Genomic DNA, 12,641 nt, shown 5'->3' on the forward strand with positions numbered 1-12,641 from the left:
TCACAGCGAGTCCGGGATTCCCAGCAGCCGCAGGCACAGCGTCCGCGCCGCGGGCTCGGTGGCGGGGTTGTGGCGCAGATGCGGTGTGCGGGCGGTGTCGTTGGCGACGGCGAGTGCGGCGTGGACCCGGATGCGGGCGGCCGTGGGGCCGAGCTCGGGCCGGGCCGCACGCAGCAGGTGTGCCCATTCACTGACGTAGTCGTGCTGGGCTTGGCGGGCATCGTGCCGTTCGTTGTCGGGCAGGTGCCCGAGTTCGGTGATCATGAGGTCGATCAGGTCGTGGTGCCGGCGGGAGAAACCTACATACGAGGCCACGAGCCGGGTGAGCGCGGCTGCCGGGTCGGTGGCTGTGCCGTAGATGGTCGTGAGTTCCATCGACAGCACGGCGGTGCCACGCCTCAGGGCGGTGACAAGCAGCTCGGCTTTGGTGTCGAAATGGTTGTACAGGGAGGCTCCGGCGATGCCGACGGCCGCGCCGATGTCCTCGATGCCGACTCCGGTGTAGCCGTCACGGGCGAACATCCGCACGGCCTGGGTCAGCATCGCCTCGCGGCGTGAATGCGGCACAAGCCCCGGCGGCCCGGGTGCGGGTGGACCGGGATCGGGTAGACGCGGCAGTGGGGTGTCGACGACGGTGCCGATGAGATCGGTCAGCAGTGCCGTGTACTCCGGCATGGGCAGGTCGAGGCGGTGGAACGAAGTACTCATCAGAACCCCGAGGATCGACCAGGCCAGCAGGTCGGCCGCCGCCGGGGAGAGGTCCGGCCTGGCGTGCCGCAGGCGGGACGCGAGCAACTGCCCGATCCCGCTGAGTTCGACGCGCAGGTCGGTGAAGTCCGATGGGGCGACGTGGCGGGCCTCGCGCTGCCAGAGGACACCGAGCCGGCGGTGTTCGAGCGCCAGCACCGCGAGCTGGGGAAGCCCGGTGGTCCGATCGGTGAGATCCAGGGTCTCGATGGTCGCGCGGAACGGGACCAGGGCCGAGGTGAGGACTTCACGCAGCAGGGCCTGTTTGCCGGCGAAGTGGCGGTAGAGCGCCGACGGGCCGATGCCGACGGCCTCGGCAATGTCGGACACGCCGACCTTGTCGTAGCCACGGTCGAAGAACAGCTCGGTGCCCGCACTCACGATGAGAGCGCGACGGTTACGTGGGCGGGTGGTCCGCGGTGCCGCGCTGCCGACGGTCATGGTCTCCTCCGCGTCGCGGTTGCCGGGTGCTCGATCGTCACTCTCGCACACCGGTGCCCAGGGTGGCCCGCAGGCTGTCGCGGAGCCGGTGTTTGAGGATCTTGCCCGAGAGGTTGCGCGGGATGTCGTGTATCACCAGTTCGTGCGGGATCTTGTAGGCCGAGATCCTGTCCGCGCAGAACGCCTTCACCTCCTTGAGGGTCAGCGTGGCCGCGTCCCGGAGGCTGACCACGGCGACGATGCTCTCCCCGTAATCGGGATGCGGCCGGGAGATCACGGCGCAGTCGACGACACGGGGGTGTGCGGCGAGGGCGTTCTCCACCTCGACGGAGTACACGTTGCGGCCCCCGGTGATGATCAGGTCCTTGAGCCGGTCGACCAGGGTGAGGTAGCCGTCGGCGTCGACGCGGGCGAGGTCGCCGGTGCGCAGCCACCCGTCGCGCAGGACCTCGGCGGTCTCGGCTGGTTTGTTCCAGTAGCCCTTCATGATCGTCTCGCCACGCAGCAGCAGCTCCCCGACACCGCCGGGCTCGACGTCGTCGCCTTCGAGGTCGACGACGCGGGCCTCGGTCAGTGGCAGCGCCTGCCGCCCGGAGGCCTCTGGGCGTGCTTTGACCTGCTCATAGCTGCTGTAGATGCCGCCGGGCCCGGCTTCGGTCTGTCCGCACAGTTGCACGACGGCGACGTTCGGCAGCGCGGCGACCAACCGCTCGACGGCGCTGGCCGGCATCGGTGCGGCTCCGAACAGGCCGGTGCGCCAGGCCGAAAGGTCGCGGGTGGACAGTTCGGGGTGCCGCAACAGGAACTGGAACATGGTCGGCACGCCGAAGAACATGGTGATGCGCTCGGACTCCAGCGCGTCGAGCACCATGGCGGCGTCGAAGCCGGGCAGGATGACGTGTTTCGCGCCGATCATGATGCCGGGGATGAGCATGATGCACAGCTCCGCCGCGTGGTAGAGCGGCGCGACGTGCAGGAACCGGTCTCCGGCCTGCATGCCGCAAGCCGAGATCATGTTCACCCCGACCCACATCGCCCGGTGGTGGTCGAACAGCGCGCCCTTGGGTTTGCCGGTCGTGCCGGACGTGTAGAGAATCAGCGCGTCATCGGACTCGACGACGGGATCGTCGGCGCCGACGGGGTCCTGGTCCTCGGCCATGGCGAGCGCGAACAGATCCTGGTGGCCGGGCGAGTCACCGAGGGCGAGCAAGTGGCGGGTCGTCACGGGCAGACCGATGCCGGTCGCGGTCGTGACCGTGGCGGCGAGTGCCGGACCGAACGCGAGCAGTACGGCCCCGGAGTCTTCGAGCAGGTAGTGCAGTTCCGGGGCCGCGGAGGCCGGGTTGACCGGAACGACGATCGCGCCGAGGCGCAGTGCGGCGTAGAACGTGATGACGAACCGGTCGGAGTTCGCCGCCATCAACGCGACCCGGTCACCCCGGCTCACCCCGTGGCGGGTCAGGACACCGGCGACCCGGTCGACCGCGGTGTCGAGTTCCCGGTAGGTGTAGGTCCGGTCGCCGAAGGCCAGCGCGGGCACGTCGGGGACGCGGCGTGCGCTCGCTCGCAGAGTTCCGCCAATGGTGGGCATCGTTGCCGTCCTTCCGTGACGCGCCGGCGTCGGTCTCAGATGATGAATCCGCCGCCGCAGACCAGGGTCTGGGCACTGACGTAGTCCGATTCGGGGATGCACAGCAGGTACACCGCGCCGGCGGCTTCCTCGGCCGTGCCGGTGCGGCCGAGCGGGATCATCCGTTCCATGGTGGAGAGCAGTTCGGGGTTGACGCCGACCTTGATCTCCTGGCCCGCCACGTCGATCGTGCCGTCGCCATCGGCGGATGCTTCGGTGAGGCGGGTCTTGATCATGCCGAAGGCGACGGTATTGACGGTGACGTTGTACCGGCCCCATTCCTTGGCCAGCGTTTTGGTCAGTCCGGTGACGCCGGCTTTCGCGGCGGCGTAGTTGGCCTGCCCGGCGTTGCCGCCGAGACCGGCGACCGAGGAGATGTTGACGACCTTGCGGCATGGCACCGGCTCGCCTGCCGCCACGGCCTTCTTGACCGCCGCGGAGATCACCGGTTGAGCGGCGCGCAGGATCCGGAATGGCGCTTTGAGGTGGACGTCGAATATGGCGTCCCACTGCTCGTCGGTCATCTTCTGGATGACGGTGTCCCAGGTGTATCCGGCGTTGTTGACGATGATGTCCAGCCCGCCGAAGTTCTCCACCGCGGCGTGCACGAACGTCTCGGCGAAGCCGTCCTCGATGACGCTGCCGACAACCGCGACAGCTTGTCCGCCCGCGTCCCGGATGCAGGCGACGGTTTCCTTGGCCGGGACGTCGTCGAGGTCGTTGACCACGACCGACGCGCCGTCGGCGGCGAGTTTCAGCGCGATCTCACGGCCGATGCCGCGGCCGGAGCCGGAGACGATCGCGACCTTGCTGTCGAGCTTTCCCATGTACGTCAAGACCTTTCGTCGTCACGTGTCATCGATGAGGATTGCGTCGCTGCCGGACGGGGCCCCGGGGTCCGCGAACGTCACAGGCGCGTCCGGCAAGCGGGACTTCGAGCGCCGTCGTCACGGACCGGGACCGTTTCGGACGTCGATGACGGCGTCGCCGGTGAGGGTGATGGTGCCGTCCTCAAGGGTGACCGTCAGTTCGACGGTCGCCACGTCGTGGTCGAGGGACACGACGGTGCCGGTACAGGTCGGTTGGCCGTGGACCGGGGTGATCGAGGCGAAGCGCACCCGGCAGGAGCGGATCCGCTCCTGCGGGACCCACCCGGTCAGGAGCCTGCCGAGGTAGGCCATCGAGAGCATGCCGTGGCAGAACACGTCGTCGAGTCCGGCGGACTTCGCGACGTCGACGTCGAGATGGATCGGATTGTGATCCCCCGACGCGCCGGCGAACAGGGCGAGCGTGGCCCGGGAGATCGACTCGACGCGCAGGGGCGGGAGTTCGGAGCCGACCCGGATGTCCGGTGCCGTGGTCATTTCGCTGCCTCCGGATGACGGACGACGAGCACCGAGGTGGCCTCGGCGACGAGGTCGCCGTCACGGGTGATGTCGGTGCGCTTGACCAGGAACTCCAGCGCGCCGCCCTTCTTGCTGTACACCTCGCTGATGCGTGGCCGAAGGGTGAGGGAGTCTCCGGCATACGCGAGCGAGTGGTAGGTGAAGGACTGCTCGCCATGCAGGATCGTGCGCAGGTCGATGCCGAGCTCGGTGAGGTAGCCGAACGGGTCGGGGGCCTCCAGTTCGAGGCTGAAGTAGAACGTCGGCGGGATCAACAGGTCGCGGTGCCCGGCCTGCTGGGCTGCGTCGAGGTCGGTGTAAACCGGATCCGTTTCACCGATCGTGCGGGCGAAGAACGCCAGCCGCCCTCGCTCGGCTCGCACCGTCAGCGGGTCGAAGACCAGCGCCATGGCCTTGTCCGGGTCGACGGTCAAGGGTCAGCTCACCTTCTCGTAGAGGGTGACGACCGCGGCGCCGCCGAGGCCGATGTTGTGCTGCAGCGCCAAGTTCACGTTCTCCACCTGCCGGGCGTCGGCCTGGCCACGCAGCTGCCACACCAGTTCCGCGCACTGGGCCAGCCCGGTCGCGCCGAGCGGATGTCCCTTCGACAACAGGCCGCCCGAGGGGTTGGTGACCACGCGGCCGCCGTAGGTGTTGTCGCCGTCGAGGATGAACTTCTCCGCGGTGCCCTCGGGCGTAAGGCCCAGCGCTTCGTAGCTGAGCAGTTCGTTGGTGGTGAAGCAGTCGTGGAGTTCGACGACCCGGATGTCCTCGGGGGATGCGCCGGACTTCTCGTACACCTGCCGCGCGGCGGCTTTCGTCATGTCGTAACCGACGACTTTCCGCATATCCGCGTCAGTGAAGGTCGACGGGGTGTCGGTGGTCATCGCCTGCGCCTTGATCGCGACGTCGGTGCGCAGCCCGTGGTCGCGGGCGAAGTCCTCACTGCACAGCACCGCGGCCGCCGCGCCGCACGTTGGCGGGCAGCATTGCAGCCGGGTCAGCGGGCCGAAGATCCGCGGCGACGCCAGCGTCTGCTCGACGGTGACCGGGTCGCGGAACACCGCGTACGGGTTGTTCGCCGCGTGTGCGCGGGCCTTGACGGAGATCTTCGCGAGCGTGTCGTCGGCCAGACCGTACTCGGCGGCGTAGGCCGCACCCGCGCCGCCGAAGTACTGGGCGGCGAACGGGGCGTCGGACTCGCCCTGGATCGCGTGGGCGACCTCGTCGAACCGGACCAACGGGCTGGGCCGGTCCTGCCACCCCATGCCGAGGGCGCCACGCCGCATCTGCTCGAACCCCAGAGCCAGCACACAGTCCACCGCGCCACTCTCGATCGCCTGCCGGGCGAGGAACAGCGCCGAGGACCCGGTGGAGCAGTTATTCGTCACGTTGATCACCGGAATGCCCGACTGGCCTACGCGGTAGAGCGCCGCCTGCCCGCAGGTCGAGTCGCCGTAGACATAGCCGACGTAGGCCTGCTGCACCCGCTCGTAGTCGATCCCGGCGTCGCCGAGCGCCGCCCTGGTGGCTTTCTCACCCATCACGTCGTAGGGCTCGCTCGTCCTGGGAGTGGCGAACGGGACCATGCCCACCCCCGCCACGTGCACTCGCTGACTCATCGCGGCTCCTCATCCGAATCATCGCCATCGACTATTCGATATTCACTTCTTACCGCACTCTGATTGACAACGCCAGCACGGGGAGCCAGTGTGTGCTGCAACACGCTCTCAGGGATTCACAAAGAGATCGGTCCACCGCCGGATCAGGCCGGCGCGGACACGGACGGAGCGGCCCAGTGACACGGCGAACGGCAAGCTGCCGCCGCCCGCGTGTCCTTGTCCGAGCCGCGACGCAGCACAGCAATCAGCAGATGGGAGACGGGCATGCGACTGGTGACATTTCGCCCCGGTGCGGGTGGACCGCGACTCGGAGTCCTCGACGGCGAGAGCGTGGTCGAACCGGGACCGGTATTGCGAGCTGAGCAGAGGTTGCGATCAGGGCCGGCAGCCGTCGGGCGAGCGCCCGAGGTCGCGACGGAGATGGTGGCGTTCTTCGAGAGCGGCGACGACGGCCTCGAACACGCGCGCCGGGCGCTGGACATCGTGCGTGAGCGCCGCCGCCGCGGCGACACCCTCACCGGCGACGACGACGCCCCTGTCGTCCACGCGATCGACGATGTCCGACTGCTCGCACCGGTACCGCGCCCTCGTCGCGTGCGGGACTACATGACCTATAACCAGCACGCCACCGGTGCGGGGCTTGCCCTGCCGGCGGCTTTCGCGGCGATGCCCGTCTGTTACAAGTGCAACGCCGAGACGATCATCGGCCCCGGTGAGGAGTTGCTGTGGCCGTCCTACACCGACCAACTCGACTTCGAACTGGAAATCGGTTTCTTCACCGGCGGTGGCGGGCGTGACCTCACACCGGCCGAGGCCGGCACGCGTATCGCGGGCATCACGATCTTCAACGACGTGAGCGCTCGCGACATCCAGGTGTTCGAGATGGCCATGACCATCGGCCCGTCCAAGGGCAAGGATTTCTGCACCGCGATGGGCCCGTGTGTCCTGACGATGGACGAGGTCGACGAGTGGTCGATCGCGATGAGCGCCCGGATCAATGGGCAGGTGTGGGCGTCGGGCACGTCCAAGGAGCGGCAGTTCTCCTTCGCCGAAGTACTCGCCTGGGCCTCGCTCGACGAGGACGTCTACCCCGGGGAGTTCTTCGCCACGGGGACGGTCGGTGGTGGATGCGGTTTCGAACTCGACCGATGGATCCAGCCCGGAGACGTGGTCGAACTCGATGCGTCCGGAGTCGGGGTGCTGCGTAACACTGTGGGGAACAAGCAGGTCCGTCGCGAGGGCGCGGGAGTCGCCAGCTATCACGGTGCGCCGTCGATACACGTCGCTCATGACTGACACCGTCGCCGGACTGTTGCGTCGCCACGCCGTGGGAGAGGACCGCGTCTTCGCTGTGCTGCCCGACGGCGAAACGATCACCTACGCCCAGCAGTTGGCACGCAGCCGGGCGGTGGCGGCGGGGTTGCGTCGCAGTGGCGCGCGACCCGGTGACCGTGTCCATGTGCAATTGTCGAACTGCCCCGAGTTCTTCGACGTCTGGTTTGCCACGGCGCTGTCGGGCACCGTCATGGTGCCGACGAATCCGCAGTCCTCGGAACACGAACTGCGCGACATCCTCGATGACGCGGCCCCGGTGGTCTCGATCCGCGACACCGCCGAGGTCGACGCTCTACGCGGCGCCACGCCGGTGCCCGCGGCGCAGGACACCGACGAGCGGAACCCGGGACGGGTCGCCTCCATCCTCTACACGTCGGGCACCACAAGTCGCGCCAAAGGTGTCATGGTCACGGACGCGAACTATGTCGCCGCGGGCAACGCCGTCGCCGGCCATCTGAAGGTCACCGAGCGGGACCGGTGGCTGATCGTGTTGCCGCTGTTCCACGCGAACGCCCAGTACTACTGCGCCATGTCGGCACTGGTGCGTGGTGCGTCGGTCGCCCTCGCGCCGCGGTTCTCGGCCAGCGGTTGGGCACGACAGGCGCGAACGATGGATGCGACCCTCGCCAGCTTGTTCGCGGCACCTGTCCGCATGATCCTGGCCGGCGCGCCACGGCCCGGCGACGCGGACAACCGGCTGCGGACCGTGCTGTTCGCCCAGAACCTCACCGCCACCGACGCGGCCACATTCGAGCGCCGGTTCGGCACCCGCCTGGTGCAGCTGTACGGGATGACCGAAACCGTCCTGCCACCCACCATGAACCCCGACGACGGCGGTCGCCTGTGGGACAGCATCGGCCGCCCCGTCCGGGGCGTCACCATCGACCTCGTGGACGAGAACGGCCACATCATCGACGGCCCCGGCACCGGCGAGATGCGCATCGTCGGACGTCCCGGTGAAACCCTGGCCGCCGGATACTGGCACGACCTTCCCGCCACCCGGGAGACTTTTACCGATCAGGGCCTGCGCACCGGCGACCTCGCACATCGCGACGCCGACGGTTTCCTGTTCTTCGTCGACCGCTCCAAAGACATGATCAAACGCTCCGGGGAGAACATCTCGGCCGGCGAGATCGAACGCGTCGCCGGCGACCACCCCGCCGTCGCCGAATGCGCCGCCATCGGTGTCCCCGACCCGATCCGCGACGAGGCCATCGTGCTCGTAGCCACCGTCCGTTCCGGCTACGAGCTCACAGCCGACAACCTGCTGAACTGGTGCGCCGAACGGCTCAGCGCTTTCAAAGTCCCCAGCTTCGTCGTGTTCCTCGACCGCCTCCCACGCACCAGCGTCGGCAAGATCCGCAAGGCGGAGCTACGTGCACGACACGAGATCCATGCACTGCGAGGCCGTCCGAGGTAACCCCGTCCCGGCGGCGCGGCGCGGCCCACCGCCGGGGCCGTCATCCTCTCCACTCCCCCGCAGCAACCGGTCCCGCCGGCTGCCCAACCGGAAAGAACACACCCATGACATCGACTCCCTCCATCGCCTACACCCGCGGCCCGCACCGCCTCACCGAGCATTGCCACGCCTGGCTCGTCCCCGACGGCACATGGGGCTGGAGCAATGCCGGTCTTGTCGCCGGGGCCGGTGAATCGCTGCTGGTGGACACCCTGTTCGACCTGGCCATGACCCGCGAGATGCTCGACGGCCTGCGTCCGCTCACCGGCGACAACCCGATCCGGACCGTCGTCAACACCCACGCCAACGGGGACCACTGGTACGGCAACGAACTGGTCGCCGACGCCCAGATCATCGCGTCGCGGGCCACCGCCGACGAGATGGCGACGAGCGGTCCGGACCTCGTCAAGGGCCTGCTCACCCAGACAGGGCCGGTCGGCCGTTTCGCACGCCACATATTCGAGCCGTTCGACTTCTCCGGCATCACTCCGACCGGCGCCACGCGCACCTTCGACAACGAGCTGGCCCTGGACGTCGGCGGCATCGAGGTGCAGTTGATCAATATGGGTCCGGCCCACACCGGCGGTGACACCGTGGTGTTCGTGCCTTCCGAACGCGTGCTGTACGCCGGCGACCTGCTGTTCATCGGGGGCACACCGATCAGCTGGGCAGGCCCTGTCTCCAACTGGATCACCGCCTGCGACCGGATGCTCGCCCTGGAACCCGAACTGGTGGTCCCCGGCCACGGACCCGTCATCGCCGCCTCGGGCATCCACCAGGTCCGCGACTACCTGACCTGGGTGCAGGCCGAAGCGCGAGCCCGCCACGAGAAAGGTATGACGCCCGAGGACGCCATGCGCGACATCAACCTCGGCCGGTTCGCCGATCTCGACGAGCGCGGGCGGATCGCCCAGAACATCCTCGCCGTCTACTACGAACTCGACCCCACCCTGGAGCGAGTCGACACCCGCGAAGTGTTCCGCCGCATCGCCGAACTCGAAGGATTCACCGAATGAGTTCCACCATCGGCATCGGGATTCGTTCCGGCAGCGACCATGGGGACTGATCTGACGACGGATGAAGAAAGGCTCCGTCACCTTGGCGGACATCATCGGTGAGATCGGCCCGCGAGCATCGCTGGAGCGCAACCCCTTCGCGCGGTCGTAACGCGGCCGTGGCCCCGAAGAAGGTTGTCTTCGGGGCCACGGCCACGGCCGCGTTCAACGTCGTCCGCCACTCCGGCCACTACGAGGAGCGGGCGGGGCCGGTACTCCTACCTCATTCGATTCCGAGGGCGTTGTTGACGGCCTGGCGGGCGCAGTCGAAATCAGCATCCGAGATCGTCTCGTCATCCTCCACCGTGCTCAGCCGGCCCGTGATCTCGTTGGCGTGCCACCGGCCGAGGTCAGTTTGCCGCTCGGTATGGACCGTAGTGTGCTTCGCTCACGGTGGTAGCCAACTGGATCGGTCTCTGGATCGGTCTCGCCGGGGTCGGGTCGGGACGTCAGCTCATAAAGGTGATCAGGAGATAAATCAGGTAAAGCGCGCTGAGGCCGCCAGTGGCCAGACCGATGGCGCATTTAACACGGTGGATCCCCGCGTTCAGGCCGAGGGCAGCAAGAGCGACGGCCAGACTGCCGCACAGCAGCGGGATTGCGATGCCGACGACCCCCGAAAAGACCACGGAAATCAGCGCGACGGAGCCGAGTACGAGCGAGACGACTCCGTAGAGGGATGCAGGGCTGTCCGTGGCTCGGGTGGGCATAGCGGGCTCCTCGCCGTGGGCCATCAGGCTTGTTCGGTGTACGCGAGAGGCACCCCGGTGAGAGAGAGGTTTCCCGCGCCTACTGGATGATGTTACGTCTCCCCCACGTCAGCGGAACAACTGGCCCTGTCCGGGGGACTCGCCAGGGCGACCTCGTCCGCGGGCGTGGGGAATGTCATGCAGGTGCGGGAAACGGGGAGGGAATCACGAAACGACACCCTGGAATGACGGCGGCTTCTCTGGCGGTGGTTCCGATGACGCTTCTGGCGGCCGGACTGCCGGCGGCCGCGGCCGCGGACGGGAATCCGGAGCGGGAGACTCCGGCTTTCTCCATATCGGCGCTGTCCGACGGGAACACTCCAGACGTGTCGGGGATAAGCCCGCAGAGCGTGAGGGGCAGGACTCTGGCAGGGCAAGGCTTCGCTGTCATGCGAGCCGCCTCTGGTGAGACCGCGGTCATCGACCATTCCATGGCGCAGGAGGGCATCACTGTGGCCTCCGGCGCTTCGTTCGTAGATCTTTCTTGGAAGGCGTAGCAGCAGATCGGCCCTTGGCGCGAAACATCTGGAGAACGGACCTGTGGTTAGACTTTGCGGTCGCGGTGAACCCAGTACTCGTCCCGCAGCTTTCGACGGAGAACTTTGCCTGCGGGAGAGCGTGGAAGGTCACGAAATTCGATGGATTTCGGCGCCTTCACAGAGCCCAGAGCCTGTTTGCAGGCGACAATGGCCTGGTCAGGATCCAGGGTCTGCCCCGGTTTCGTTTCGATGACGGCAGTGACCGCCTCGCCCCATTTATCGTCCGGGATGCCGATGACTGCGCAGTCGTTCACGGCCGGGAAGGTGTGAAGCACTGCTTCCACTTCGGATGGAAAGACGTTGAAGCCACCGGTGATGATGATGTCTTTCTTGCGATCGAGTATGTAGATGTAGCCGTCTTCGTCGCGGTAGCCGATATCACCGGTGCCGTGCCACCCTCCTGGGCGTCGGGTTTCGGTCGATGCCTCAGGATTATTCCAGTACCCGCCGAATACGAGATCGGAGCGTACGACGATCTCGCCCTGCTCGCCGGGGCCGAGGAGATCTCCGAGATCATTCATGATCTCCACTCGCGCCGCGGCCGTCTGTCGACCACAGGACGCAAGCCTGCCGCGATGTTTCAGGTTGGCAGCGGCGTCGGCGATTTCTTCCCGTGTCAACACTGTGCATACGAACGGGGCTTCGGCCTGGCCGAAAAGTTGGGTCATCACCGGGCCGAACACTTCGACCGCCTCGGCGAGCCGTTCAGGGGCGATCGGCGCTGCGGCCAGCAGGAAGTAACACAAGGACGAGAAGTCTCGCGTGCGCACATCCGGGTGAGCCAGCAGGGCATACAGCGCCGTCGGTGGAAGAAATATCCTGGTCGCTTGATTGAGCTGGATTGATTCGAAGATGTCGACCGCTGTGACCCCCTGATGGATGATCACCTGGCCGCCTTCGGCGAGCACCGGGAAAGCCGCCATCCCGGCGGCATGCGTCATCGGCGTCGCGCAGATGTATCTCGGAGGTTGCTGTTCAGGAAAGTGGACGTTGTGCGCCAGGCACATCAGCACCAACTGCCGATGGGTGATTGGCACCGCTTTGGGGGCGCCCGTGGTGCCTCCGGTCGGGGCCAACATCGCAAGGCGCTCCGTGTCAGCAGGCTGATCGGCACACAGAGTTCCTGCCGGTGCGATCCAGTCCGACAGCATGGGATCGTCGTCGCGGCCGCGGCCAATGGAGACCACCGACCTGATCGAGGGGACGCGCGCGAGCAATGCGGGTACTCGACCGGCAAGGCTGCCGTGATAGATCAATCGGGTGCACCCCACCAGATGCAGAAAGCCGCCGGTCTCGTCCTCTCTGCCGGTCACGTTCACCGGTGTCCACACTCCGCCCGCGCGAATCGTAGCGACAACACACGCGAAGGCGTCGGCATCGTTCGGGCTGTACACGGCGACACGGTCGCCGGGCTTGAACCCATTGGACAGAAATGCCGCGGCGATTCGATGGGTCAGCTGATGGAACTCGGCGTGCGTGCTCAGTGTCGTTCCGTCGGGCAGTGTCATGCACGGCGCGTCAGGGGCGATCCTCGCGCCTCGATCCAAGTAGTCGATCAGCATCATCTCTTGAGATCCTTCCGCAAGGTCCGCGCGAGAGCGGTGATCAGAGCGTCGATCGCATCGAACACGTCATCGACGCCGATCGCGATGGAGATGCGACCGGCGTCGATCCGTACC

The 12,641-nt window shown here is 67.2% G+C and carries 11 protein-coding genes; 3 read left to right on the top strand and 8 right to left on the bottom strand.

Annotation, left to right across the window (positions count from 1 at the left end; all coding sequences use genetic code 11):
• The 6 genes from ACFRMN_RS16005 to ACFRMN_RS16030 form a co-directional block, all read right to left on the bottom strand.
• Positions 1–1,188: a TetR/AcrR family transcriptional regulator gene (locus ACFRMN_RS16005; protein ID WP_383019286.1), complete on the bottom strand. Its 1,188-nt coding sequence runs from the start codon at positions 1,186–1,188 to the stop codon at positions 1–3.
• 37 nt (positions 1,189–1,225) lie between these two features.
• A complete protein-coding gene (locus ACFRMN_RS16010) occupies positions 1,226–2,779 on the bottom strand; it encodes a class I adenylate-forming enzyme family protein (RefSeq protein ID WP_383019289.1) in 1,554 nt (517 codons plus the stop codon).
• A gap of 35 nt (positions 2,780–2,814) precedes the next feature.
• Complete coding sequence (locus ACFRMN_RS16015) at positions 2,815–3,645, bottom strand: SDR family NAD(P)-dependent oxidoreductase (protein ID WP_383019291.1); 831 nt, start codon at positions 3,643–3,645, stop codon at positions 2,815–2,817.
• Between the two features lie 120 nt (positions 3,646–3,765).
• Positions 3,766–4,182, bottom strand: coding sequence for a MaoC/PaaZ C-terminal domain-containing protein (locus ACFRMN_RS16020; protein ID WP_383019294.1), 417 nt, complete (start codon positions 4,180–4,182; stop codon positions 3,766–3,768).
• The gene (locus ACFRMN_RS16025) at positions 4,179–4,637 is read right to left on the bottom strand and encodes a MaoC family dehydratase N-terminal domain-containing protein (protein WP_383019297.1); all 459 of its coding nucleotides are present in this window, start codon (positions 4,635–4,637) and stop codon (positions 4,179–4,181) included. The genes ACFRMN_RS16020 and ACFRMN_RS16025 overlap by 4 nt, the downstream gene beginning before the upstream one ends.
• Before the next feature lie 3 nt (positions 4,638–4,640).
• Positions 4,641–5,825 carry a lipid-transfer protein gene (locus tag ACFRMN_RS16030; RefSeq protein ID WP_383019299.1) on the bottom strand — a complete coding sequence of 395 codons (1,185 nt, stop codon included), beginning with the start codon at positions 5,823–5,825 and terminating at the stop codon, positions 4,641–4,643.
• A gap of 420 nt (positions 5,826–6,245) precedes the next feature.
• Here ACFRMN_RS16030 and ACFRMN_RS16035 point away from each other — a divergent pair, with 420 nt between their 5' ends.
• From ACFRMN_RS16035 to ACFRMN_RS16045, 3 genes are all read left to right on the top strand, one after another.
• The gene (locus tag ACFRMN_RS16035) at positions 6,246–7,121 is read left to right on the top strand and encodes a fumarylacetoacetate hydrolase family protein (protein WP_383019302.1); all 876 of its coding nucleotides are present in this window, start codon (positions 6,246–6,248) and stop codon (positions 7,119–7,121) included.
• Positions 7,114–8,580: a class I adenylate-forming enzyme family protein gene (locus ACFRMN_RS16040; RefSeq protein ID WP_383019305.1), complete on the top strand. Its 1,467-nt coding sequence runs from the start codon at positions 7,114–7,116 to the stop codon at positions 8,578–8,580. The genes ACFRMN_RS16035 and ACFRMN_RS16040 overlap by 8 nt, the downstream gene beginning before the upstream one ends.
• Before the next feature lie 104 nt (positions 8,581–8,684).
• Positions 8,685–9,635, top strand: coding sequence for an MBL fold metallo-hydrolase (locus ACFRMN_RS16045; RefSeq protein WP_383019308.1), 951 nt, complete (start codon positions 8,685–8,687; stop codon positions 9,633–9,635).
• Between the two features lie 488 nt (positions 9,636–10,123).
• Here ACFRMN_RS16045 and ACFRMN_RS16050 read toward each other — a convergent pair whose 3' ends face one another.
• Both ACFRMN_RS16050 and ACFRMN_RS16055 read right to left on the bottom strand, forming a co-directional pair.
• Positions 10,124–10,384, bottom strand: coding sequence for a hypothetical protein (locus ACFRMN_RS16050; protein WP_383019310.1), 261 nt, complete (start codon positions 10,382–10,384; stop codon positions 10,124–10,126).
• Between the two features lie 583 nt (positions 10,385–10,967).
• Entirely contained in the window at positions 10,968–12,527 is a 1,560-nt protein-coding gene (locus ACFRMN_RS16055; protein ID WP_383019313.1) for an AMP-binding protein, read from the bottom strand.
• Positions 12,528–12,641: the final 114 nt, after the last annotated feature.

Origin of the sequence: Streptomyces sp. NPDC056835 (assembly GCF_042789485.1) — a bacterium.
GTDB lineage: Bacteria > Actinomycetota > Actinomycetes > Streptomycetales > Streptomycetaceae > Streptomyces.

Coding starts and splice junctions, on each gene's coding strand:
- ACFRMN_RS16005 (WP_383019286.1), bottom strand. CDS start 1,188: ATGACCGTCGGCAGCGCGGCACCGCGGACCACCCGCCCACGTAACCGT.
- ACFRMN_RS16010 (WP_383019289.1), bottom strand. CDS start 2,779: ATGCCCACCATTGGCGGAACTCTGCGAGCGAGCGCACGCCGCGTCCCC.
- ACFRMN_RS16015 (WP_383019291.1), bottom strand. CDS start 3,645: ATGGGAAAGCTCGACAGCAAGGTCGCGATCGTCTCCGGCTCCGGCCGC.
- ACFRMN_RS16020 (WP_383019294.1), bottom strand. CDS start 4,182: ATGACCACGGCACCGGACATCCGGGTCGGCTCCGAACTCCCGCCCCTG.
- ACFRMN_RS16030 (WP_383019299.1), bottom strand. CDS start 5,825: ATGAGTCAGCGAGTGCACGTGGCGGGGGTGGGCATGGTCCCGTTCGCC.
- ACFRMN_RS16035 (WP_383019302.1), top strand. CDS start 6,246: ATGGTGGCGTTCTTCGAGAGCGGCGACGACGGCCTCGAACACGCGCGC.
- ACFRMN_RS16040 (WP_383019305.1), top strand. CDS start 7,114: ATGACTGACACCGTCGCCGGACTGTTGCGTCGCCACGCCGTGGGAGAG.
- ACFRMN_RS16045 (WP_383019308.1), top strand. CDS start 8,685: ATGACATCGACTCCCTCCATCGCCTACACCCGCGGCCCGCACCGCCTC.
- ACFRMN_RS16050 (WP_383019310.1), bottom strand. CDS start 10,384: ATGCCCACCCGAGCCACGGACAGCCCTGCATCCCTCTACGGAGTCGTC.
- ACFRMN_RS16055 (WP_383019313.1), bottom strand. CDS start 12,527: ATGATGCTGATCGACTACTTGGATCGAGGCGCGAGGATCGCCCCTGAC.